The organism is Clostridium sediminicola, from assembly GCF_050402865.1.
Lineage (GTDB): Bacteria > Bacillota > Clostridia > Clostridiales > Clostridiaceae > Clostridium_AF > Clostridium_AF sediminicola.
Map to the genome: position 1 here is coordinate 167,642 of NZ_BAABMF010000005.1, position 26,932 is coordinate 194,573.

The 26,932-nt window shown below is 29.7% G+C and carries 19 protein-coding genes and 1 pseudogene; 2 read left to right on the plus strand and 18 right to left on the minus strand.

Going from position 1 to position 26,932, the window contains the following annotated elements:
- Positions 1-2: 2 nt before the first annotated feature.
- Positions 3-1,376 (plus strand): HAMP domain-containing sensor histidine kinase, encoded by a 1,374-nt coding sequence (locus ACQ3F0_RS11165; RefSeq protein WP_428865327.1) that lies wholly within the window; start codon positions 3-5, stop codon positions 1,374-1,376.
- A gap of 89 nt (positions 1,377-1,465) precedes the next feature.
- On the opposite strand, the gene ACQ3F0_RS11170 is transcribed toward ACQ3F0_RS11165, so the two are convergent.
- From ACQ3F0_RS11170 to ACQ3F0_RS11245, 16 genes and pseudogenes are all read right to left on the minus strand, one after another.
- Entirely contained in the window at positions 1,466-1,576 is a 111-nt protein-coding gene (locus ACQ3F0_RS11170) for an ATP-binding protein (protein WP_428865328.1), read from the minus strand.
- An 83-nt stretch (positions 1,577-1,659) separates the two neighbouring features.
- Positions 1,660-2,112, minus strand: a complete 453-nt coding sequence (locus ACQ3F0_RS11175) for a magnesium chelatase domain-containing protein (RefSeq protein WP_428865329.1) — start codon at positions 2,110-2,112, stop codon at positions 1,660-1,662.
- Positions 2,113-2,417: 305 nt separating this feature from the next.
- Positions 2,418-2,573 (minus strand): hypothetical protein, encoded by a 156-nt coding sequence (locus ACQ3F0_RS11180; RefSeq protein WP_428865330.1) that lies wholly within the window; start codon positions 2,571-2,573, stop codon positions 2,418-2,420.
- Positions 2,574-2,884: 311 nt separating this feature from the next.
- Positions 2,885-3,220 carry a transposase gene (locus ACQ3F0_RS11185; protein WP_428865331.1) on the minus strand — a complete coding sequence of 112 codons (336 nt, stop codon included), beginning with the start codon at positions 3,218-3,220 and terminating at the stop codon, positions 2,885-2,887.
- A 260-nt stretch (positions 3,221-3,480) separates the two neighbouring features.
- Positions 3,481-3,762, minus strand: coding sequence for a hypothetical protein (locus ACQ3F0_RS11190; protein ID WP_428865332.1), 282 nt, complete (start codon positions 3,760-3,762; stop codon positions 3,481-3,483).
- A gap of 653 nt (positions 3,763-4,415) precedes the next feature.
- Entirely contained in the window at positions 4,416-7,832 is a 3,417-nt protein-coding gene (locus ACQ3F0_RS11195) for an Ig-like domain-containing protein (protein ID WP_428865333.1), read from the minus strand.
- A 561-nt stretch (positions 7,833-8,393) separates the two neighbouring features.
- Positions 8,394-10,724, minus strand: a pseudogene (gene secA / locus ACQ3F0_RS11200) (preprotein translocase subunit SecA); the annotation flags it as partial.
- Between the two features lie 68 nt (positions 10,725-10,792).
- Entirely contained in the window at positions 10,793-11,596 is an 804-nt protein-coding gene (locus ACQ3F0_RS11205) for an SLAP domain-containing protein (protein WP_428865334.1), read from the minus strand.
- Between the two features lie 173 nt (positions 11,597-11,769).
- On the minus strand, positions 11,770-12,363 hold the full coding sequence (locus ACQ3F0_RS11210) for a hypothetical protein (protein WP_428865335.1): 594 nt from the start codon (positions 12,361-12,363) through the stop codon (positions 11,770-11,772).
- A 33-nt stretch (positions 12,364-12,396) separates the two neighbouring features.
- Complete coding sequence (locus ACQ3F0_RS11215) at positions 12,397-13,749, minus strand: O-antigen ligase family protein (RefSeq protein ID WP_428865336.1); 1,353 nt, start codon at positions 13,747-13,749, stop codon at positions 12,397-12,399.
- On the minus strand, positions 13,742-14,596 hold the full coding sequence (locus tag ACQ3F0_RS11220) for a glycosyltransferase family 2 protein (RefSeq protein ID WP_428865337.1): 855 nt from the start codon (positions 14,594-14,596) through the stop codon (positions 13,742-13,744). Before ACQ3F0_RS11220 ends, ACQ3F0_RS11215 begins: the two co-directional genes overlap by 8 nt.
- A gap of 19 nt (positions 14,597-14,615) precedes the next feature.
- Entirely contained in the window at positions 14,616-15,293 is a 678-nt protein-coding gene (locus ACQ3F0_RS11225) for a sugar transferase (protein WP_428865338.1), read from the minus strand.
- Between the two features lie 342 nt (positions 15,294-15,635).
- Complete coding sequence (locus ACQ3F0_RS11230) at positions 15,636-16,958, minus strand: aspartate kinase (RefSeq protein ID WP_428865339.1); 1,323 nt, start codon at positions 16,956-16,958, stop codon at positions 15,636-15,638.
- Positions 16,959-17,477: 519 nt separating this feature from the next.
- Positions 17,478-18,680: a pyridoxal phosphate-dependent aminotransferase gene (locus ACQ3F0_RS11235; RefSeq protein ID WP_428865340.1), complete on the minus strand. Its 1,203-nt coding sequence runs from the start codon at positions 18,678-18,680 to the stop codon at positions 17,478-17,480.
- Between the two features lie 829 nt (positions 18,681-19,509).
- Entirely contained in the window at positions 19,510-20,811 is a 1,302-nt protein-coding gene (locus ACQ3F0_RS11240) for a uracil-xanthine permease family protein (protein ID WP_428865341.1), read from the minus strand.
- Positions 20,812-21,065: 254 nt separating this feature from the next.
- A complete protein-coding gene (locus tag ACQ3F0_RS11245; protein ID WP_428865342.1) occupies positions 21,066-23,054 on the minus strand; it encodes a sensor histidine kinase in 1,989 nt (662 codons plus the stop codon).
- Between the two features lie 622 nt (positions 23,055-23,676).
- Between ACQ3F0_RS11245 and ACQ3F0_RS11250 the strand changes: the two genes are divergently transcribed.
- Positions 23,677-24,597, plus strand: coding sequence for a L,D-transpeptidase family protein (locus ACQ3F0_RS11250; protein ID WP_428865343.1), 921 nt, complete (start codon positions 23,677-23,679; stop codon positions 24,595-24,597).
- A gap of 354 nt (positions 24,598-24,951) precedes the next feature.
- Here the strand turns inward: ACQ3F0_RS11250 and ACQ3F0_RS11255 are convergent, their stop codons facing one another.
- Entirely contained in the window at positions 24,952-26,574 is a 1,623-nt protein-coding gene (locus ACQ3F0_RS11255) for a complex I subunit 5 family protein (RefSeq protein WP_428865344.1), read from the minus strand.
- Positions 26,574-26,930, minus strand: coding sequence for a sodium:proton antiporter (locus tag ACQ3F0_RS11260; RefSeq protein ID WP_428865345.1), 357 nt, complete (start codon positions 26,928-26,930; stop codon positions 26,574-26,576). Before ACQ3F0_RS11260 ends, ACQ3F0_RS11255 begins: the two co-directional genes overlap by 1 nt.
- Positions 26,931-26,932 lie beyond the last annotated feature (2 nt).

Sequence of the window (26,932 nt, forward strand, 5' to 3'; positions counted from 1 at the left end):
CTATGAAAACTTTAATTGTAAGACGCATTATCATGTTATTGTCTATTACCATTGTTATTTCATCCATCCTTATTGCCTTTTTAGAAATGATTTTATCACAAGGATTAAATGGTATAAGATTAGAAAACTTTCAAGCTTTAATTCTCGCCATTATCATCGTTATTCCATTCGTTATTGGACTATCGTATTTGATTTTAAAGCGTATTATTAAACCAATTAAAAACATCGCATCCGTTGCTATTTCCATGACAAATGGCGACTTTTCCATTCGTGCTGATGAATCTCTCAAAGGTGAAATTGGTTTGCTAGGAAAAACAATGAATAAACTGTCCCTAGATTTGTATGAAAACATATCCCAACTTTTCATCGAAAAAAACAGACTTCATCAAGTACTAAATAGTTTGAATGAAGGCATGATTGCTGTAGATGAAAATAACCGGATAACACATTTTAACAACGTGTTCTTAGAAATGTTTTCACTCACTGAGGATATGATAATCGGTAAAAAAGTCAATGCTATCGAGTCTATCAATGATGAATTATCGGGATTCAACCAAGCCATTAACTTAAAAGACTCTGTCACAATCACTAAGTCTCATAACGAGGTCATTCTAAGAATCATTATCGAACCTATCGAAAATGAAAAAATGGAAAGTGTGGGTGCTGTTGTTCTATTTAGAGACATTACAGAATTAGAAAAGCTAGAGATGATACGAAGAGACTATGTTGCTAATATCTCTCATGAATTGAGATCTCCTTTAACTTCTATCCGCGGCTTAATTGAACCTCTCATGGATTCTATTGTCACTAATAAAGATGATATACAAAGATACTATGAAATCATCTATAAGGAGAGTCTCCGCCTTTCCAGATTAGTAGATGATATAATGGAGCTCTCAAGGTTACAGTCAAACGAAGCTACCATTCATAAGCGATCCGTAAACTTACCTTCTATATTAGAAATGGTTTATGAACGCTACAGCATTATAGATGAAAATATCCAACTTATTTATCATCCAGAGGATTTACCCCTTGTTTTTTCAAACTATGACCGTATTGAGCAGATTTTGGTCATACTTATCGATAATGCTTATAAATTTACACCAAATGGCGGTACCATTGAAATTGCTACAGAAGTACGTTCTAAAGATATTTTAGTAAAAGTCCAAGATACTGGTTTTGGTATAGATAAAGAGGATATTCCTTTTATCTTTGATCGTTTTTATAAAAGTGATAAATCAAGAACGGGAAAAGGAACAGGTCTAGGCTTATCCATCGCAAAAGAAATTTTAACTATAATGGGTGAGACAATAACCGTAAAAAGTGAAACTGGCGTAGGTAGCGTCTTTGAATTTACCCTTCATAGAAAACTATAAGATTGCGTCACTAAACCCTCTGCATATACTACAGAGGGTTTATAATATACTACCCTTTCCTTCCAATTCCATAATGGAAGTTTTCTCAATTACATCAATATTATAATCCTTAAACAATATAGATAAAAAACTTCAATCATTGATTTCCCACATCCTGGAGATCCAGACATTAAAATATTGTGTCCTCCTGCTGCAGCCACTGTGATAAATTCCCCACTAAAGTAAGTTGAACTAAAATCAGCTGTGAAAATAATTGCAGATTAATGATTTCTGACAATTATTTTCACAGCTGAAGTTCAACATAATACTTTCGTGGTGCATCCTGCCCTTGAACCTCTTTGAAATCTAATAGATTTTTAGTTTGGATTATATGTTCTTTTTTGTAGTCTTCAGTTTCAGTATATTCATTTGTACCTTCTATAAATTCAATAACTTCAGATAATGTATCAAAACCAAATAAATTAACTCCACTAACTAAAGATGCTTCTCTCATATTTGCTTTAGCTAAAATTAAATTATTTATTCCTTTTCTTTTAGCTTCTATGACCATAGGCAAAACCCCTGTACAAGGTCTTAAACAAGCATCCAATGATAGTTCTCCTATAAATCCGAATCTTTCAATTTCATCAACAAATACTTGTTTAGATTGCAGTAATAAACCTACAGCCATACCCAAGTCAAAATGTGAACCACTTTTCTTTATATCACAAGGAGCTAAGTTAATTACTATTTTCATTTTTGACGATTCATATTTTGAATTTAATTCAAACAACTTCAGCTAAAATTTATGCATGTCCAAAACTCATAAATACCTGAGATTTTGGACTTACATAAATTGAGTTTACGTAATGTTTGTCTTTACTATAGCCGCTTCTAACCTCTCTCTAGATTCTTTTATTGCAGTATCTCCAAGTCCAACTATTGAAACAGATGGTTTCCCATAAATTGAAGCGGTTAAACAATAAAAATAAAGTTGAACTATACCTATGTAATCTCTACCGCAGATTGAAGCTTTCTGACGCTATATATTTCATAGGAAGTTCAACTAAATATTTTTATGGCATAACCTATTGTGTCGCTTTCAATTTCAACTAGATATGCATCTATACCACTTATAGCAAAACTATTTATAACTGATGCCATTAAATCACCTCCTGTTTCTTTTGTTTTTTTATTTTTAATTTCTCTATAATACATTAATTGACTTTCCACAAAATTTTTATATGCTTTTCTTTTATCAGGTAGATGAAAATAATTTAAAACTTTATATTACTTAACTATCTCTTCTTTTGTATCTCCAATAAACATATAGAGTTTCTAGTTCATTAATTAATTTATACATGTCCATAAAGTGTTGAAAATTCACTATTTTGGACATGTATAAATTAAATTTCACAAAGGAAACTCTTCGCATAGCTACTCCATTTATATTCTTCTGGTTTTTCCACCATATTTGCTTTCACTGGATTTAAATGAATATATCTACTAACCTCAAGCATTTGTTCATCTTAATCTATAAATTCAGGATGATACCTATCTTGAAATAGATGCTCTATGTAATTATATTTTTTATTAAAATACTTTGCGTAAATGGCATTTACTCTACCTATAAATTGTCCTGGTGGTTTATCTTTAGTTTTAAGTAATATATGTACATGATTATCCCTTAGACAATAGCAAATTATTTCGTATCCATAATACTCAAAGTAATGAAGAGCTTCTTCTAACAATGTTAAATAGTATTGAAAATCTTCATCATCTTTAAATATATCATTTTTATGATTTCCTCTTGCGGTTATATGACAACTAGATTCAGGAAACCATGGGACTTTCGATGTCGGCAAGTTCAATACCTCCTTTTTTATTACATACATATTAAAAACTATTACCAACTATAAACATTTTACACAAACAAATTGATCTAATTGGAATTAAATTTTTAATTAGTATACTTTTATTATGTAACCTGAAAAAGCATGTAAAAAAGTAAGAATTACTTACCTTCGTACATGCTCTTTTATATTTTTATTTTTATTTATCATGGCTTGTCTCTTGAAAAATTTGCACCCCTGGAGTCCTTGTATGACCTGAAAGGTTGAGTTTGCTATTTTACTGCTTTTAATCTTGCTATTTCATTCCAATTTTTAGATGTAACAATTTCAACTGTATTTAAATCTTCTCTGATTCCTTTAACCTCTATTTCAATTTTATCTAATTTATCTCTAGTTTCTGTTCTGAATTCTGTCAAATCTGCTGTTTGCTCAATAACACAATCAATTTTCTTTTCTATTCTATCAAGTTTATTACTTGTTTCTTCTGCTTTATTATTAGCTATTTTTTGACCTTCAATAAGTTGATTGCGCAATTCTAACATATTATTTTCCAAGTTTTCATCTCCTATCTAATATATTAAAATATATGTACTTGAATTCTAACACTATTATTTTTTATTTTCTATAATAATTTTTTAATGATATTTCGTCAAATAAACCGTTAACGCAAAAAAAAACTAGAAAATAGACTCTTTGAAAAGATGTGTATTTAAGTTTAAAAAGGATAACCAAAAGATTATCCCTCTCAAATATTTTATTTCATTCTCATTTCACAGCCTGCCACTGGAAAATTTTCATCCCTAGAGTGGTATGAGATTACTACTAGCTAGCTCATTATAAATTAACAATTTATTCATATATGTGTTTATAATACCTAGATTCCCTCCAATACCATAATGAATTATTTTTATTATTCATTTATAATATTATAGAAAGTTACTGATTTACTTATATTTTTAATCATTTTTTTATTAAAAATATTATGGTTATTTCAAAAATTTAAAGTTCAACTACTTAATTATAATTAATGTATGAAATTATAAGCATTTTAGTTTTTAGTAATGATTGATGATAGAGTATACTTTTGGGGGACAAAAAAAAGAACCGCCATTTCTGACGATTCTTTATTGTTTCATTTTTTACTTAATAGCTTGGTCCTAGAAGATTTTACACCCCTGGGGTCCTTGCGAAACCTGAAAGGTTGAGCTTATAGTGCATCTACTATAGCTTGAATCTTAACTGCTGTATCTGCATCTCCAGCATTTACAGCATCTATTGCTGCGTTTACTTCTGCTAAGTTTCCAGCAGTTACTCCTGTTACTCCTGCTGCTGTATAATCTGCAACTGTTGGAGCTGATTTTGTATTATCTCCTGCATAAGCATCTATTTTAGCTAATGCTTCTGTTTCTGCTACTGGATCTACTATAGCTTGAATCTTAACTGTTGTATCTGCCTCTCCAAGAGCTTTAGCATCTATTGCTGCGTTTACTGCTGCTAAGTTTTCGGCATTTACTTTTGTTACTCCTGCTACTGTATAATCTGCAACTGTTGGCTCTGGTTTTGCATTATCTCCTGCATATGCATCTATTTTAGCTAATGCTACTGCAGCATCATTTACAGCTTCTATTTCTGTACTAACTACAGCACTGTTACGATCATTATCAAGTGGAGCATAATCAGCATCATCGTATATTTCATTGCTACCAGTTGAGATTCCTAATCCTAAGAAATCATCTACTACTTTATAATCATCACCATCACCTTTAATTGTTAATGTGATTGTTTTACCACTTATAGCTACAGTTTCTACATCTGCTTTGCTATCATCAGTTTCAAATAAATATTTAGTCGGATTAGTATTAAATATTTTTTCTTCAAAGTTTAATACTACTGTAGCAGTATAAGTATCAGCATCAAAAGCAGTTACTATTACTGCATCATCATAGTCACTTCTATCGTCTAGAGCTACGTCTACGATTGAAGTCTTATTAGTTGCATCTAAATCAATCAAAGCTAATTCTGGAGCTATTTCATCCATTACTACCCAGTCAGCATCTGCAACTAATTTATCTCCAAAACTATTTTCTGATTTAATATCAGCTGGATCTGCAAGAGTTCTAACATGAACTTCATATGCTCCATCAATTTTTCCATTATATGCTAATTGATCAGATTCTTTTAAAGTATAAGTAATAGTTGTTACTCCTGAAGCTTTAGTAACTTTTGTAGTAGATGGAATTATTTTAACCTTTTCAGCACTACCATTAGTGTATTCAAGGAAAATATCATTCTTATCAAAATCAAATTCATCTTCTAATACTACTTTAATAGTTTCTGTATCTACAGCTATTGGAGATTCATCAACATCATCTAATCCTAAAGAAGAATCTTTTGCATCAACTAGTTTCTGCATTATATCTGTTCTATTTTCATTAGCATCGTCTACTTTACTTATTGTCATAGTAATCTTAATTGAATCACCATCAGTAACTTTGAAACTAAAAGCATCATCTAAGTCAGGATCATTACCTGGTAATTTAATTTCTACTTTATTATCATTCTCTATTGCTCTTACAGAAGCATCATCATAATCTGATAAATTAATAGAATAATTCGTTTTTGTACCGCCAGCAGTTGTATATTCGATATCCATATCATAGTTATCAAGATTATCTATAGCATATCTACTTCCATCAGCTAACATTTTTGTATCGAAGTCAACAACTATTTTTTGACTACTTGTACCTTCATCATAGTATCTTAAAGTCAAGTCAGTTACAGTAACTGCTGATGTTTCTACAGCTACAAAGCTCTCAGTAGCATCAGACATTTTATTTCCAGCTTTGTCTTCAACATCTTCTATTACCACTTCATATTTATCGCCATTTTCTAAATCTTTAGATAATGTTAAAGTTACTTCATCAGTATCTGTTTTTTCTGCTTTTGATACTCTAACTTTATCATCATTTTTGTCTGTAACAGTATAATTATCTCTTTCTTCTGCTGAATCTTCATCTATATCTTCAGAGAATTTAATGATTATTTTATCATTAGAATCTTCATCTTGTTCAACTGATTTAACTTCTGGTTTAACTTGATCTTTAGTTGCATTAACTTTTATGAATAAATCATTATTTTTTGTTTCCCATAAATCTTCTAAAACATCAGCATCTACATATACATAAGCAGTTTCTGGTAACTCATCATCAGTTGCAAAGTATAATGTAAGTTCATTACCATCTATTTCTGCAGCTTCTACTTTATTTTTAGAAGAACTATGATATAACCCGTCTTGTGTATCCGTAGATATATCAGTCCAACCTTTGTAGTCACCACTAGTAGTGTTTACAGCTACTTGAGTAGCATCTGTATCATCAGCGAACTTAATATCTTTATTAAATACTAAAGTTATTTCATTATCTTCTGCTTTTTTATAACTAGCTATAGCTAAAGCTGAAGTATCAAAATCTGCTTTTATTTTAAGTGTATCTTTCTTTAATGAATATCCAGCAAAGTCTTCTGCTTCGGATTTAACAGCAACTGTTAATTCTTCACCATCTTTTATGTCACTGAAAAGAACAACATTCATTTCTTTGCCATTGTTACTAGAATAAACTTTTTCTATTGAATAATCTCCATCATTAACTTCGAAAGCTTTTTCATAGTCATCAGAAAAAATAGGCTCAGTCATTGTTACTTTTATTGTTCTTATTCCAGTAACTTCTGCAGACACAGCTTCTGGAATTTCAAAATCAGAAACTTTAAATGTTTTAGTTACTTCTTTTCCAACAACATCTTCACCAATAACTAATTCATAACTAGTTTGATTTTCATAATCTTCACTTACTACTGCTGCGTGATCTACAGTTAATATAGCTGCGTCTGAACCTTCTTCTGCATCAACTGAAGCAAATACATCATCAATTTCGTCTCCATCTACATCATTTAAAGTATAGTTATCTAAGTCTTCTGCTTCTTCTAAATCAGCTTCTGTTAAAGCTTTGTTAAATTTCACTTGGATTTGAGCTGCATTAATTGAAGTTACTGATTTAATTTCTAATTTTTCAGGTACCGGAACTTCTTTACCTTTTCCATCCCAAGTACCATTAGCAAGTACTTTATATCCGTCTGGTGTTGTAGTATCTGTAAGCATTGATCCAGTTGCACCCATATAATAATTGAATCCACCAGATACAATCCATTTGTTTACTTCCATAGTGCCATTAGCAGCCATGAAGTACCATTTTTTGCTTGTACCATCTTGAACCCATCCGTTTGCTACCATAGCACCATTAGCACCCATGTAGTACCAGTTCTTAGCAGAATCTTGAGTCCATGTATTTGTTACCATAGCACCATTAGCACCCATGAAGTACCATACTCCACCTGCTTGAGCCCATCCAGTTACCATAGAACCGTCAGCACCCATAAGATACCATTTACCTGCATCTTGAACCCATCCATTTTTAACCATAGCTCCATTATTATAATAGTTCCATGATTGTCCATTGACAGCCCAACCGTTTGTTGTGTCAGCTAAAGCTGTAGTAGCTGGTGCTACAATAGTAGCTACTGAACTTAACACTGTAACTGCACTAATTAATGATTTCTTTGACTTTTTCATTAATATCTTTCCTCCTAATTTTATAAGTTCGCAAGAAATTTCAAAACCCCTTGTTGAACTTATTGTTTTTATTTTTTATATTTTTTTTATGTTGTTCATAAAATTCACAACATAAAGACTATAACAAATAACCTGATTTTAAAACAAGAAATTTATATAATATACATAATCTTAAGTTTTAAAATCTCTATACCAAGCATAATATACTATGTATGGGTTATTCTACCACAATATTATTGTAATAGAACTTGTCCAAGTATGCAAGACTTTTTTTGTTACTAGATTGTAAATATTTATCGTTGAGTATTTACTAGAAGTTATAGGTAATTATAATACTAAAATATTCATTTTACAACCCTTTTTTCCATATTTCATACTTGGTAAATTCTTCTTGTATGTATAAAAGCTCTTTTCAACAATAACTCTTGCCTACAAGTCTATATATATTCTAATAATCCACAAAAATTCCTAGTTTAAATAAAAAGATGGTTAAAGCACAAAATAAGTTAAACTGATTACTTTTGTACTTTAACCATTATATATTTATCTTTTATTACCATGTTTTATATAACAAATTGATTTGATAATATCTTTCTTCAATTTATATAACATTTCTAAATAAAGTTCGCTTCCCTGTAATTTATACATTATAACTGGATCTTTTTGAATCATTGATTGATAACCTATATATTGCTTCAGATTATCCATTTCTTCCATATGTCCTATCCATCTAGTATCAACTAACCTAAGTATTGTACTCTTCTGAATTCTATTCCATTCCTCACTAAAACCCTCTTCTTTTTCTTTGTATATTGCTAATGCTATAGAGTATAATCTTTCTTTGATCTCTGCTCCATTTAGCTTCATCAATTCTTCTTTAGTTATTTCCATAGCTCCACAATAAAGATTTCTAAATAATTCTATCAATTTTGGGAGTTCTTCTTCTTCATAACCATCGTTCATTACGCAAGCATCCACTTCACAGTCTATTACTTCTTTGAACATAGAAAGTATATATTCTTGTAAATCGACACTTTCCACTACAATATTTCTCTGGTCATAGATTACTTTCCTTTGTTCATTTATAACATCATCATATTTAATAAGATTTTTTCTTTGAGAAAAATGTTCTCCTTCTATATTTCTTTGAGCATCTTCCACTAATTCTTTTACTTTTTTATGATCTAATGCTACATCCTCAAGGAGTTTCATCTTCTTCTCAAGAGCTTCAGCTCTCTCACCAGCAAATCTCGTAATTATATCGTCTTCTAGGGACACATAGAATACAGACTCACCTATATCCCCTTGTCGTCCCGCTCTCCCTCTAAGCTGGTTATCTATTCTTCTAGAGCCATGTCTTTCTGTACCTATAATCTTTAGTCCGCCAGCCTTATAAGCATCATCATCAAGTTTTATATCTGTTCCTCTACCAGCCATATTTGTTGCTATTGTTATCATACCAACTTTTCCTGCTCTAGATACTATTTCAGCCTCTTTTTTATGATACTTTGCATTCAAAATTTGATGTGGTACTCTTTTTCTTTTTAACATAGTTGATAATAATTCAGATTTTTCTATAGAAACTGTTCCAACTAATAATGGCTGCCCTGTTTTATGAGTTTCTATTATATCCCCTACTATCGCCTTGAATTTTCCAAGCTCTGTTTTATATATCAAATCTTCTCTATCAACTCTTGCTATTGGTTTATTAGTAGGTATTACTACTACATCTGTGTTATAAATTTCCTTAAGTTCCTTTTCTTCTGTTACAGCAGTTCCTGTCATTCCTGAAAGTTTCTTGTAAAGTCTAAAGAAGTTTTGATAGGTTATTGTAGCCATAGTTGTGTTTTCATCTTGAATTTCCACCCCTTCTTTGGCTTCAATTGCCTGATGCAACCCTTCACTAAAACGTCTACCTTCCATTGCTCTTCCTGTATAAACATCCACTATCATAATTTCACCATCTACTATCATATAATCCACTGTATTCTTCATTATATAATTAGCTCTCATTGCTTGAAATGTGTGATGTTGTATATCTAAATTTTCAAGATTAGCATAATTTTCTATACCATAAAACTTTTCTATCTTCTCTATGCCTTCTTCTGTTAATAAAACTGATTTAGTTTTTTCGTCAATTTCAAAATCCACTTCTTTAATTAGAGATTTCGCAAGAGAGTCTGCCACCTTGTATATTTCGTTAGATTTTGATCCTTTACCTGATATTATCAGTGGAGTTCTTGCTTCATCTATAAAAATAGAGTCAACTTCATCAACTATAGCAAAATTTAAAGATCTAAGTACCTTTTCTTCTTTTCTCCCTACCAAATGATCTTTAAGATAATCAAACCCTATTTCACTATTTGTTCCATAAGTAATATCACAATTGTACTGCTCTCTTCTTTCATCCGGGTTCTGATCGTGTATTACAACCCCTGTAGTAAGTCCTAGAAATTCATGAACTTGTCCCATTTGCATTTTATCTCTCTCTGCCAAATAGTCATTAACAGTGATTATATGCACTCCATTTCCAGCTAATGCATTTAAATAGGATGGTAGTGTTGCCACTAAAGTTTTACCTTCTCCAGTCTTCATTTCAGATATTCTGCCTTGATGTAATACTATACCGCCTATTAATTGAACTCTATAATGTTTCAATCCTAATACTCTAAAAGATGCTTCTCTAACTACGGCAAAAGCCTCTACCAAAATATCATCTAGAGTTTCGCCATCCTGAAGTCTTTTTTTGAACTCAATAGTTTTTTCTTTTAATTCTTCATCACTAAGCTTTTGAATTTCTTCATCTAATGCTTCTATTTTATCTACCATTGGCAGAAGTTTTTTTACTTCTTTTTTGCTATAATCTTTAAATACTTTTTTTAGAATATTCATTTTTTCCCTCTCTTTAGTGTCGGCTTAAGAATTAGTAATAGTTATTCTTAAACGATCCCATATTATAATTATGCAAATTTCACTTTACATTTTTCTGGATTAAAAGTTTCTTTTATAATATCATCTTTATTTAGTATTATTTTTATAACAGATGTAGAATTGGCTTTTACTGTAGGTGATTTTTTAATTCTTTTCTTTGCTTGTATTATGTCACCTTCGTCCATATAAATCACACTAAGATTAGCGACTTCTAAATTTTTATCATATCCATTAGATAATATTACAATAGAAAAAATATTTCTATCTTCATCAATACCACTTTTGTAATGATTTATTTTGAAATTATTTGTTATTATTGGTGGCATATTTTCTACATACTTTTCAATAATTCTTTTATCATATAGAGGTATATTATTATCAATATGTTCTATAGTTGTTCTATTGGATATTTTGGCTCCCATTTTATCATGTTCCATTATCACTGAACATTCTTCATCTATAATTTTTGTTACTACCAAACTATTCTTACTAAAGAATATACTAAAAGGTCTTATATTCATTGGAGGTATTTCTCCAATATCAACTAACTTAATGTATTCAGATGCAACTACTTCTTTATCTTTATTTATTATTTTCAAAGGTAGATAATCAAAATTAATATTTTGTTTTGTTGAATTTATTATAAATACTTTTGCCTCTACACACTCTTCTGTTTCATATATATATATCGTTCTAAAAGATATAGCATTTTCTTTAATATCGTTTATAGAATTTAAATCTTCAAGATCAAGTTTCTTGGCAAGTTTAGAAATCCTATTTTCATCCTTTTGAGCATAAGATATTTTAAAATTATTAATAAGCATTTTATCCATTCCTTCCTCTTCTTTGTTGTACACAGAAATTATATCATATTTCTTCTATAACAAAAATAAGTTGGCTTAAATTTATTTTAAGACCAACTTACTTTTTATAGCTTCTTTATTGCTTCGGAAGCGTTTAAGCATATTTTTTAATTCAAATTACTATTATTCTTAAAAAAAGTATATTATTCTATAGATATAACATTAAATGATTCCGAATTAGAATCATCAGAATCATCTCCACCTGCTGGTTTGCCATCCCATGCTCCATCAGCACCAACAAAAAAGTTATCTGGCGTTTTTGTATTAACAGCCATATCACCACCAGCATTCATGTAGTAATTTTTACCACCAGAAACAATCCATTTACTTGCAACCATGCTTCCACTAGTATTCATATAATACCACTTGCCACCACTTGAAAGCCAACCAGTTTTCATTGCTCCATTTGACTTCATGTAATACCATTTACCTCCAGTATTAACCCAGCCTGTTTTCATAGCTCCATTACTCCCCATAAAATACCATGTTTTAGCTGAATCTTGAACCCATGAATTAGTTTTCATAACTCCATTGGATCCCATATAATACCATAGTTTAAAGGAATCTTGTACCCAGGCATTAGTTTTCATTTTACCATTTACATAGTAATACCAACTATTCCCGCTAGACTTCCAACCATTTGTTCCTGCCGCGTTGGCAATATTTCCGGAAAAAGCCAAAGTAATTGAAAGTATCAGTACTCCCAAAAGAATTGATTTAAATTTCTTGTTAAACAAAGCTTGCCCCCCTTTATATTATATTACTTCATATCAAAACCCTAAATAAATTTCTTTACTATCCCTATCTAACAAATCTATTATTACAATCAAAAACACCAAAATAAAGAATCCAAACATACCTGCAAGATATGGATTTGTAGCACTTGAACCACCGACAGATATAAATCCAATTGTCCAGCCTTTTATTAATGTTGATTCGTCACGACTACAACGTAATGCAACTTTATAACAATTATAGAACAAATGAGCCACACCTAAAAACAATATCAACATACCTACAGTTCCTGTTTTATACCATAATTCAAAATAATAAAGTTCAAAATCAAGAGAACCCCTCTCTGTTTCTTCAGCGTAAGCTTCTATTCTACTACCAAATCCACTTCCAAACACAGGATTTTCTTTTACCTTATTCATAAGATGTCTAAATTGTACCCCTCTTAAATTATTTGAAATTTCTTCTTCTGAAAAATCTGTAGCTGAATTTGCTCTTTTGAAAATATCACCTACTAATCCACCCTTATGATTTGATTCTGTTGTTGAAGTAGAATCACTATAGATTTTCATCATTGTCATACCTGGTGCAACTACCAATGTTGCTGCAATTATAGTTATTAATAAAAAATTCAAAATCAAAGGTATTTTCTTTGCTCCTTTTATAACAAAAATAGTGAATCCAATAACTAAGAAAGCCCCTAACCAATATCCACGTGTTCCAGTTGAAATAATACCCATAATCAATATTATGATACTAATAGCTTCAAAACTCGCTAGTTTGATTTTGTCCATATAAGCTAATCTAAGCAAGCATATAGCAAAAGCTACTTGAAAGAATATACCTCCTGATGCATATACTTTTGCATATGTATTTCCATACAACAATTGAGTGATCAATCCATATTGTGTGATTTTTTGGAAATCAACTAATAACTCTACAGGATTAATTCCATTCATTATAGCATAATTACTCCATTGGAAAATCCCATATACTATTATAGCTAAAATATCAGCATAAATTACAAACAAATCAACAAGTTTTTTTAAAACATTCTTATTACTATCAATCAACACCAAGTAAATCACACTATATAGTATAGCCGCAAAAACATTAGCGTTGGAAATAATGTCCCTAATTGCATTCCCATGTATCAATCCAATTATAGAACCATAAACTCCATACCCTATTATAACAAAAATATATAATAAAGTCCTCTTTTTTATTGTAGCTCCTCTTTTTATAACGAGATAAATTGCATAGAAAAAAGTAAACGCAAAAATAGAATTTCTAATTGGAAGTCCAAACAAATGACCTAATCCTCCAAAAACTAATTCGGCAAGTATTATATATAACCATATACTATTAAATTTTTCATTCGAGTTAATCATCTTCAACCTCCGTCATATTAATTTGGTTTGTATTGATTCCCATGATTCCTCTTTTATTGTTTTTATATATTTTCTTATAGAATTTAATCATGCTAGACAAGTGAATAAAAGTAAGCTTGTTTATATTTTTTTTACTTTGCTGTTTATGCAAGTGGATCATTTTAGCTTCCGGATAATATAAAACACCTTTATTTATAGCATTAATTTTATAGCATAAATCAACATCTTCAAAATACATAAAATATTCCTTACTAAATCCACCTACTTTATTAAATGTTTCTTTGCTCAAAAGCATACATGATCCCATTACCCAATCAACTTTCTTTTCGCTAGCATGGTCGTAATCTTTCATCAGATAATCATCATCTATAACATTAGCTCTATTCGATTGTATAAGATGTCTTAAAGGTGTTCTAGAAAACAAAAAATCTCCAAATTTCATAAATCTACGACATGAATATTGTAATGTCATATCTCCATTAAGCAATTTGCATGATATCAATCCTGTATTTTCATCATTAAGTATTCTATTATACATTGAAAGTATAGAATCATCTAACGCTACAACATCAGGATTCAAAAACAATAAATATTCTGAAGTCGCTTTAGAAGCCGCCAAGTTATTTGCAGCCCCAAAACCTACGTTCTTATTATTTTCAATGACTTTTATAAAATCATATTCTTTGAATTTATTTTTCAAATAATTAAAACTTTCATTTTGTGAATTATTATCAATAATTATTATTTCATAGTCTAATTTTGATTCAACAGTATTTATAACAGATTTTACACATTGCTCAGTAAGTTCATAATTCTTGTAATTCACTATAATAACAGAAATATTCATAATTCACCACTCTCTGACTTTATTTAGCTTTTTCATCTCCAAACAACACTCCAACTGTTTGAAAAATCAGTTTTATATCCACGAAAACACTTCTTTCTTTTAGATATTTTATATCTAGTTCCATCCACTCTTCAAAATCAATATCGTTTCTACCCATAACTTGCCAATAACAAGTTAATCCTGGTTTACACAAAAATTTATCCTTCATCCAATTTTCAAATTGAACTACTTCTCTAGGCAAATTAGGACGTGGTCCAACTAAAGACATTTCTCCCTTTAAAACATTCAATAACTGTGGAAGTTCATCAATACTTGTTTTTCTGATAAATTTACCTATTTTTGTTATTCGTGGATCATCAGTCATTTTGAACATAGGACCTGACATTTCATTAGATTCCTTCAAACCATCAAGCTTACACTCTGCATCCATACACATTGACCTGAATTTATACATTTTAAATACTTCTCCAGCAAAACCAACTCTTTCTTGAACAAAGAAAATTGGTCCTTTTGAATCACATTTTATTATTATTGCTATTACAGTCAAGAGAGGACTTAGTAAAACCAATCCACAAATAGATCCAATCAAATCTATCAATCTTTTTACTAAAAAGTATCCAAAACTCTTTTCATATTTTTCAGACATATCTTGTTCATTTTTATTAACGTAGCTTATATAATCATTAACTTCATTCATCAGTCTACCCCCATAAACCTATTTTTCACTACCAATATGTACTTATATTCCTTAATAAAAAGGCTACTATTTTAATTTTTAAATATAATTTGCTTACTCTAAATATCCTTCGTTATCTTATTTTGTCCAAATTAATACTTTATAAACCACTTTATTTTATTTAAATAAATTTAACAGAATATATTTCCAGTTTTAATGCATTATAATTCACAATGTTCTTTGAAATTATAACATAAATTTATGAAATGTAAAACCTAAATATTATTACATTTATATGAATTTTGCATAAAACAAAAGGATGATTTTCCAAAATCATCCTTTAATAACTTTTATAATTTCTTTTTATTCAAATTCCTTATATATAGCTTTTATTGCTTTGTCAAAATCATGGTTTTCAACACCAATTATAATATTCATTTCACTAGAACCTTGATCTATCATTCTTATGTTTACATTTTCTTTTGCAAGTGCACCAAATATTTTTGTTGCTACACCAACTGAACGAGCCATCCCTTTACCAACAGTTGCAATCAATGCCATGCTTGGTATAGCATGAATAGCATCTGGATTACACGTTCTAGTTATTTCTTTTAATATCTTATCTAACTTTCCTTTGATTTGCGAATCATCAACTACAACAGACATAGTATCTATTCCAGATGGAGTATTTTCATAAGATACACCATAACTTTCAAGTACCGATAACATTCTTCTACCAAATCCAATTTCAGCATTCATCAAAGTTTTTTCTACAGCAATTACTGTAAAATTCTTTCTACCTGCAATACCTGTAATAGATCCTACGTTGTCAACTTCATTATCTCCTACTATTAATGTACCTTTATCCTCTGGTCTATTTGTATTCTTGATATTTATAGGTATTCCATCTTCTAATACTGGGAATACTGCATCTTCATGAAGAACACTCGCTCCCATGTAAGATAACTCTCTAAGTTCTTTATAAGTTATCTTTGCAATAGGTTTTGGATTTTCTACTATTCTAGGATCAGTCATTAGTAAACCTGATACATCAGTCCAGTTTTCATACAAATCTGCTTTTACTCCATGAGCAATTATTGAACCAGTTACATCTGATCCACTTCTTGAGAATGTCTTTATTTCACAGTCAGGCATTGAACCATAAAATCCTGGGATTACAACACCTTTTCCTATTTTATCTTTCGCAAATCTTTCTCCAATAGCATTTTCTGTCAATACGGAATCAAAACATCCTGCCTCATCAAACTTAATCAATTCAGCTGCATCAACGAAATCATATCCTAAAAAATTTGATAAAATCAAACCATTTAAGTATTCCCCTCTACTTGCAGTATAATCTCTACTAGCACCTTTAGTAATATTTTCTTTTACTTCTGCCAAATACTTGTTTATATCTATATCTAATCCAAGATCTTTGACGATACCAGAATATCTTTCTTCTACAAATTTATACACACCGTCAAAAGAAATATTTTGTTCTACGTGAGCATGACATAGATAAAATAAATCTGTAATCTTATAGTCATCACTACTTCTTTTTCCTGGTGCTGAAGGAACAATAAATTTCCTGCTCGCATCTGCTCCTACTATGTTTTTTACTTTTTTAAATTGTTCTGCATTGGCTAAAGAACTTCCCCCGAACTTTGCCACAACCACTTTTTCCAAAATAAAGCCCCCCTATTATGAGTTGGCTTAAGAATTAGTTCTACTTTTCATTTAAAAATATTTGGTTAAGAGTTTTTATTGTGAAACTTTATTTATACATGTACAAAATCTCAGGTATTTATGAGTTTTGGACTTGTATAAATAATTAGTTGAACTAAAAACTCTATATGTTTTTTAAATGAAATTAGTAGAACTTATTCTTAAACAATCTCTTTCCTTAATAATTTATTCTTAGTTTTAAAAAACTTATCTATAATCTATAGTAGTGACAAGTGATAAATTCAGGATTATTTTCTGACAGAAAAAATTAAACCTAAGCCTTTATCATCTTCAATGAAAGAAATTGTACTTTTGCTATGCAAAAGAAATATTTTTATTTTTTGTTTAATTAAAAGCTTTCATAGAGTGAAAGGTATCATCAACTTGTCACTTATCACTTGTAACTTGTCACTTATCACTTGTAACTTGTCACTATATTTTCACAATTGTGAATTGTGAATTGTGCATTGTGCATTAAAACTAATTTGTTTTCCCCGGATATTGCTTTAATCCTTCGCCTAATATATGCATAGCTTTTCTTAAATCTTTTTCATTTAGTACATATGCAATTCTTACTTCATTTACTCCTGCACCTTCTGTTGCATAAAATCCTTCCCCTGGTGCCATCATTATGGTTTCACCATCAATTTCAAATTCACTTAACAACCATATAACAAACTTTTCTGCATCATCAACTGGAAGCTTTACCATTGTGTAGAAAGCACCTTCTGGTAAGAAGCATACAACACCTTCCATTTTGTTTAGTTCTTCAAACAATACATCTCTTCGTCTAGTGTATTCTGCATTAATTTCCTTAAAATAAGTTTGCGGAGTTTGATATAGTGCAATAGCTCCTATTTGTTCAAGTTCTGGAGCTGCCAATCTAACTTGGCACATTTTATATATTTGAGATATAACTTCTTTATTTTTTGATAAAACACATCCGATTCTTGCCCCACACGCGGAATAACGCTTTGAAATACTGTCAATAATAATAAGGTTTTGGTCCAAGCCTTCCATTGTACCTAAACTTGCACATTCTGATCCTTCATATACAAATTCTCTATATACCTCATCTGATATAACAAAAATATCATTTTCTTTTACAACATCAGTAATAAGTTTCATTTCTTCTTTTGTATATACCGTTCCCGTAGGATTATTAGGATTAGTAACTAAAGCTGCTTTTATTTTTGGATTATTTTTGATAACTTCATCAATAACCTCTTTCGATGGTAAATGGAATCCTTCTTCTGATTTTGATTTTATTGCTACTACATCTATTTCCAATGCTCTAAAAATAGTATTATAATTAGCATAATAAGGTTCAACAACTAACACTTGATCTCCTACATCAAGCAGTGCTAATAGAGTAAACAATAATGCTTCACTACCACCTTGTGTTATAAGTACCTCATCAAATGCGTACTCCATTCCATAATTGCTATAATAACCCCTTACAGCATCTATAAGCTCTGGTAATCCATTTGATGGCACATAGGCTATTGTATCTTTATCATATTTCCTAACTGCATCCATGAATAATTCTGGTGTCTTTATATCAGGTTGCCCTATATTTAAATGATATACTTTTTTCCCGTTTTTTACCGCTTCATTAGCATAAGGAACAAGCTTCCTTACCGGTGATGCTTCCACCCCTAAAATCCTTCTAGAACATTTCATTTAATTCACCCCTAGATTTACTTAATTTAATAAATTATATTATTTAATGCCTCTAATTTCAAGTGTTTTATAAAAATAAGTATAATTATTCTGCTTTTTTGTAACAATATTCACTTTTTTTATACTGTACTTTATAGTTTGTTAATTAGAATAAACTTACGCAATAATTATAAATTGCGAACAAGTTCCAAATTTATAGTTACAAGTGATAAGTGACAAGTTGTGGACACCTTTCGCAAGCGAAAGCTTTTAATTGAACAAAAGATAAATAATTACTTTTGCGTTAGCAAAAGTACATCATCCCATCATCGAAGATGATAAAGGCTTAGTTAAAGATTTTCTGCAAGAAAATCAACCTTAACTTGTCACTTGTAACTTATCACTTGTCACTCTTTTAGTTCGTATTTTATTTCAATTTCAAATCTATTTTAATATCAGCATTGTTTTAAACCACAAGAACAAAGGCATATATAGCTAGAAAATCACTCCACTTCACTAAGAAATTCTAATTCATTTTCTTAAATAAATGCTAAAAAATTATAACTCGCAAGCTCAAACAATAATTTTTCTTAACGCATATATTACGAAAATGAACAAGAATTTCTAAAGTTTGTTACGATGACTTTTACGCTATATATGCTTTTTTAGGCTAGTGAAGGATGGAAAGTATAAATTAGTGTAATTATTTTACATAACCCTGCAAGATATTGATTTTACAGCATTTAAACATCGTTTAATCATCAGAAAAATTTATACTTTCCTAAACAATAAAAAAAACACTCCCAATCCATTTAACAGGAAAGGAAGTGTTATATATCATTAAAATATTTTAGTTTTCTGATTTTACCCCATTCAAAACTACATTCAATATAACTCCTACTATTGCTGCTAAACTAAGACCTGTAAGTTTCAATCCTTCATTAGTCTTTGATAGTGGAATTCCTAAATTGATATTAAAATACTTGCTTAGATAAACAGTACCTAATCCAATTATAACTATTGTAGCCATAACTATTATATTTTTAGTATTAAATTCTACTTTATTGTTTTTGATTGTTTGAATACCTATTAATGAAATCATTCCGAACAACATAAAGCTTATTCCACCCATTACTGGAACTGGGATTGTTCTTAAAAATCCTCCTATTTTAGCTACAAATCCAAGTATTATAGCAAATACCGCCGCTAATCTAAGTATTGCAGGATCATAATTTTTAGTAATTGCAAGAACTCCTGTATTTTCACCATAAGTGGTATTAGCTGGTCCGCCTATAAAACCTGCAAACAAAGTAGCAAGTCCATCACCTAATAATGTTCTATTTAAACCTGGATCTTGAACAAAGTTTTTTCCTACTACAGAACCATTGGTAGTAATATCTCCTACGTGCTCCATGAATACTGCTAAAACTATTGGAGCTATCATCAGAATTGCTCCTAAAGCAAATTTTGGTGCTGTGAAACTTGGAATCGCAACTAATGGAGCATCTGTCATCGCTGATACATCTAATATTCCTACAATTGCTGATACTATATATCCAAATACTACTGCAATTAATATTGATAACTGTCTTGCAAATCCTTTTGCAAATTTATTAACTCCTATAGCTGTACAGAATGTTAAAATCGCAATAAAAACTTGTGGGAAAGCAACATTTATAGATGAGCTTGTAATAGCTATTCCAGCCATATCTACTGCCACTGGAAGCAAACTCATACCAATTACAATAATCATTGGCCCGATTACATGTGGAGGTAAAACTTTATTAAGACGCTTAACTCCTATTTTATTAATAACGAATGATAGCAATATATAAATAAATCCTGCTACTATGATTCCACCTTGTGCATATGCCAAATCACCAAACTCGGCCTTTACGGTTAAAATCCCTCCGATAAATGCAAAAGATGAGCCTAAAAATACTGGAACCTTTTTCTTTGTACAAAAGTGAAATATTAATGTTCCGCAACCTGCTGCTACTAATGCAACCGCTGGATTAAAACCTGTAATTATTGGAACTAATACTGTTGCACCAAACATTGCAATCAAGTGTTGAAGTGCTAAAATCACTTTCTTTGAATTTTCAAAACCCTTTGATGTTTCTTTTGAATTTGTTAAAACATTTTCTGACATAAAAAAAGCCTCCTCTTTCCAGTCTCACAGGACTGAATTAAAAATTTATAATTTTTTAACTACAAAAAAACTTCTTACCTGCTGGCAAGAAGTTATAATCACACTAATCAAAAGCATATCATATGCTTTTTATAACAATATTAATCTTACCAGCCTCTCTGGACTATTTTAAAGATATTCATTTTCTTATTGATTATAGCACACAAATTAGAATGCTACAATGTTTTTTTCTGGATACTTAACATGTTTTTTCTCTATACTTCTGAAAACTCTATATTTACCTTTTCTGTATTTAATTCTTTAACGAATGATATATCCGCACACTCCTCACCATCATTAATCAACACCGGTAATTGTACTATAAAATCTGCGCCATTATTAAATTCACTTTCTACTCTAATTTCACCGTTATGTAAGTTTACTAGAGATTTAACTAATGATAATCCTATACCACTTCCTTCTTTATTCCTTTCCAAAGTTTCTTCAACTTGTACAAATCTTTGGAATACTAAATTAAGTTTTTCTTTTGGAATACCGATACCACTATCTTTTACGGATATTTCAATTTCATCTCCTTTATCATGCATAAATACAGTTATAGTTCCCCCTTTATCAGTAAACTTAACAGCATTTGATAATAGATTTAGAACTATTCTTTCAATCATATCTGGGTCAATAGCCATAATTTTCTCTTCGAAGTCTGTGTCAAATACCAAATTAATTCCTTTGCTTTCAACTAAACTAAATACAGACATAGTAACTTCTTCAACTACATTAACAATATTATAATTATGCTTACTTATTTCAAGATATCCTGAATCAATTTTTGTAATATCGATTAAGTTATTTATTAACCTCAATAATCTATAGCAATTTTGGTACATACTGTCCCTATACCTAAATACCTTATCTTTATTTTCTTCAAACTTTCCATTTTCGTAAACCATATCAATATATTGAAGTGCACTTGTTATTACATTAATAGGAGTTCTCAACTCATGGGATATATTAGCAAAAAATTCAGACCTTAACTTTTCATACTTCTCCATTTGTTTAAGAAGTATTTTCCTTTTTTCTGCATCTTTTAATCCTTTTTCAGCCTTTTTCCTTCTTAGAATATTTGCTAACAAATAAATAATCAACAAAATTAAAAATACAATTAGAATCACAAAGTATTCATATAAATTTTTCTTTTCAATATGAACTTTTGTATCTGGTTCCCCACTTACTTTGCTATTCTCAGGTATTTTACTTATATCAAGTCCAAATTTTTCTACCAATACAGGATAATTAAAATTGTATTTAGCTGTTTTTGATTCCTTAATTTTTAATTGTGAAGGAGGTGTACCAGCAAGAACCTCTTTCACTAAATTACTAGCTTCACTTGCGTTGAAAAATGCAAAAGATAACTTACCACCTACAATACCCTTTGAAAGATATATAGCCCATGATGTATATACTGGTACATTTGAATTTTCAATTATTGATTGAATACCATGATCCCATGATATATATTTACCATGATCCTCAAAATATGTTGGAAACATAAAAACAATAGTTCCATCTTCTGATTCTAATTTATTAAACTCCTCTTCAAGTTCTGTTAATGTTGAAGTCTCAAAAATTGAATATTTAAGCTTACCTTGAAAGTTTTTCATTACATCATCTGCTAATTTTCTATAATACGGATTTATTGATGTTTTATCCATTATAAATTGAATTTTCTTTGTTTTAGGTTGAAGTTCTAATGCAATATCAATAGTAGGTTTAATTTCAATATTTTGTAATATACCTGTGAACTCCTCATTTTCTTCAATCCGCTTTGTATCAAAATAATTCACTGCTGTAGCAACCACTGGAACATCTTTAAAAAGTTCTTCATGATATTTTTCTAGAAATTCAAATGCTGGTTCATCTATAGATACAATCAAATCAATCTTTTTATCTTTATATTTTGTGGAATACATTTCTTTTAAGCTTTCAAAATACTCTTTTTCACTAAACCTCTTACTATCCATGTGCTCAAGGATAAAGTCCGGAACTTCTTCATCTTTTTTGAAAATAAATTTAGTTCCTAGTATAAAATCATTAGAAATCTTATATCCATCATGATTGGAATCAAGTATTAGGATATTCTTTTTATATATTTCTTCTGCGCATACATTATTACTTATACCTATAACCACTAAAAAAATAAAAATAAAAGCAAATGTAAATTTGTAAAAAGTTATTTTTATATTCATCATAGCCCCACCGCTCAAAATTTATTGTAAATCCCTCATGTGATTGATTATATAGCAAACTCCATTTTAAATCAATTTTTTGCCTATTTCGACAAATTAATATTATTTCATTCACTTTTTCTTTTTAATCCATTTTATAGTTATATAGTTAAATATTTTATGAATATATTTTTAGTAATCGGGAACCATAATAAATGTCAGAGGGATTTAATTATTGAAAGAATTTAGGGATAGTGAGGAAAGTAACTATTAGATAACTTTTCTTAAGTTGTCTATTTACGAGTCTATGATTTGTTTTTACTGGAGGTGTCTCTATTGGAGATTCAGGGCGATTTTCTTTAGTGAAAAATCGCAGTAAAGTAAGCTCATGTTGCAAGTAACTATGTTACGATGACCAATGTAAGGAGTAAATACTATAATTAAACCTTCTGTTAACACTATATTAGAGCAGGCGATTACCGCTTGCTCTTTTGCTTTTTTGTTAAATTATTTACTTTTCATGTTTTAATGATTTTATAAATTTCAAGCATATATATTTTTCTTATTAAATAGAAATAGTATATGACTTTCAGTTAACTTCTTGAAAGCTAAATTAAAACATGAAAAGTAGAGGGTGAGATGTTTGACAAAAAAGATAGTGAGATTATTATTTTTCATTTTAATTGTATTTTCCATATTTATCAGCTATCGTAATGCAACTTTACCAAAAATAATGGATGGTAATAACATTAAAATTGATGATAATGAATCTGAATATACTAAAACACCTTTAGACGAGGTTCATAGTCTACAAAATGAAAAGTTATATATTAGTAAAACCCTTCAGCGAGTATGTCCTCCTGTAGTCCAATTTAGAGAAAGAATTGTTCTTACCAATAAAGGTGATGATGTTAAAGAAATCCAAAAGAAATTGAACAAATTTGGTTATAACATTGAATTAACAGGATTTTTTGGTCAAGCTACTTTAGACGCTGTGTTAAATTTTCAATTTAGATTAGGAATGTCTCCCGACGGAATTGTTGGCCCTGAAACATTAAAAGAACTAAATAAATTTGCAACTGAAGAAACCAAATTAAAAACACTCACAAGATCGGACATAGGTGATGAAATTTCACCTGATTATATAAAAAGTGCGGAAGAATATATAACAAAGAAAAATATAGAAAGCAAAACAAATTATATCATTTGGATAAATACTCGTAATCAAAATGTCAATATATTTTCAAGTGTAAATAAACATTGGCAACTAATAAAGACTTTTTCCTGTGCATCCGGCTGTTCATCTAGCCCAACTGTTAAAGGACTTTATTCTGTACGTGCCAAAGGTTACTATTTTAGGGTTAGTAGCAATATCATTTGTAAATACTTCACAGCCTTTTATGGTGATTATTGTCTTCACACTGTTTTACTAAACAATAAAGGTCAAGTTGTAAACGGCACTCTAGGGAGAGCAATATCCCATGGTTGTGTACGATTAGCCATTGACAATGCCAAATTTATCTTTTTCAATATTCCTATGGGAACACCGGTTTATGTGGTATAAAATACGAAGCAAGCTTCACATTTTATTTTAGTTATAAGTTGTAAGTGCTTTAATATATAAACTACTTCGGAGATTTATCTTTATTAGTGACAAGTGATAAGTTACAAGTGACAAGTTGTGGTTGATTTTCTTGCAGAAAATCTTAAATTAAGCCTTTATCTATATTTTGCTGACGCAAAAGAAATCATTTCATCTTTTAATTAATTAATTAATTAATTAAAAGCTTTCGATTTATCGAAAGGTATCCATAACTTGTCACTCATCACTTGTCACTTATCACTCATAAATGTCCATATCGCAATGTACTATTAAATATTATTTTCTTCATAATATTTACTTTGGAAATTGTTATTTTTAAACAACAAGGTTCATTATAATGGTCATAAAGAAAAAGAAACTAACTATAGAAAGACATATATAATTAAAACTTAGTTCTATTTCTCTAACTTTATGCAGCAAATGCCATCTAAGTATTACAAATTTGTAAACTAAATATCCTCCAACCAGGCTTATAAAATAAATCTGTGCCTTATGATAATATGCTTCAACACTTATATGAATCTTTTGATTGAATAATATATAAACAATTTGTTCACCTAATATACCACCTAAAAAACATACCATTCCTAATACCAATACCACTAAAGTTCTATTTATTTTAATTCTTTTGTTCTTTTTCACATTATTCTCAGTTGACTTTTTATTTTTATCATTGAAAAACATTGAAGAATATTTGATAAAGGAAATTATTGTACCAAAATTCACTAATATTATTCCATATTCCATTAATGTTCCTTTAGCGCCACTTTGAATAAGGTACTTTGAAATACTCCCATTAAAAAGTGGTGCTCCCGTTATACCAAAAATAGCTAAAATTGAGGCTATAGCTATTAATGGCATCCTTTTGAATACCCCTCTAATTTCATAAATATTTCTTGTATTATACTCTTCAATAATCAAGCCCGCAGTTAAAAATAGTGTAGACTTGAATATTGCATGATTTAATATGTGATAAATCCCACCCCAATATGAATATGTTGTTGGATAATTAAGTCCAACCATAATTAATCCAATTTGCGATATTGTGTGATATGCTAAAATTAATTTTATATCTGTTTGACATATGGCTAGAAAAAATCCAGCAATACCTGTTAGCAACCCCATTATCAAGAAAATATGTGCTGTATCAAAAGCTGGTAGAAACATATCTTGGACTCTTATAAATAAGTAAATTCCTGTCTTTACATATAATCCTGATAATATAGCAGATACAATAGAAGGAGCACTTGGTGTTCCATGAGCTTTTGGAAGCCAACTAAATAAAGGCATCAAAGCAGATTTCAGACCCACGGCTGTAATCATTAGTGCATATGGGAATATCATAATCTTATTATCTTTTATATAAACCATTTTTTCACTAATACTATAAATATTAAGTACACCAAATACTTTATATAAATATCCTATAGCAAACAAAAACATAGTCATTGCAGCTATATTAATCAAAAGGTACAGCATACCATCATAAATAGATCTTTTATCTTTCTTAAACATAATTAATACACTTACTACCATAGTTGATACTTCTAATAAAACATATAAATTAAATAAATCTTCGCTGTAAAACACTCCTATTATCAAAGATTGAAGTATAAGAAACAGAAATAAAAATAAACTACTAATATAATGTTTATCATAACTGTATATTAGCATTGCTAGAAACAAAAATAATGTTAACGTAACTAAAACAGATGAAAGCAAGTCCGCTCTCAATGTAATTCCTAAATTATTATTCCACCCACCTAAATTCTCAATTATTATAGAATTATTTTTAACATATATAAAATTTTTAATTGATAATATAAATAATATAAACTGAAATATAATGGAAAACAATTTTGTATACTTTCTCTGAAACAAGTATAAAAGTGTGGCTATCAAAATGGGTCCTAATATAAAAACATATAAATTTATCATTATTTGCCCACCCTTTTCTTTTTTACTTTTTCCCAATTTGTTGTACCAAATTTATGATATAGTGTTATAAACATAGTAAGAGAAACAGCTGTAACAGCAACTCCAATTACAATGGCAGTTATCATTAAAGCCTGAGGCACCGGATCTGCAACATGATTTCCTAGATTTGAACCAATAGGTGCCACATCTCCAGAATCGAAATTTATAGTTACGAAAAATAATATTATTGCAGATTGAATTATACCAAAAGAAATTATTGTTTTTATAATATTTCTTCTTACTACGAGACCGTAAAAACCTAAAAAAAATAATATTATACTTGTTGTCTCTCCATTAATAAAATCTAAAAATTTCAATT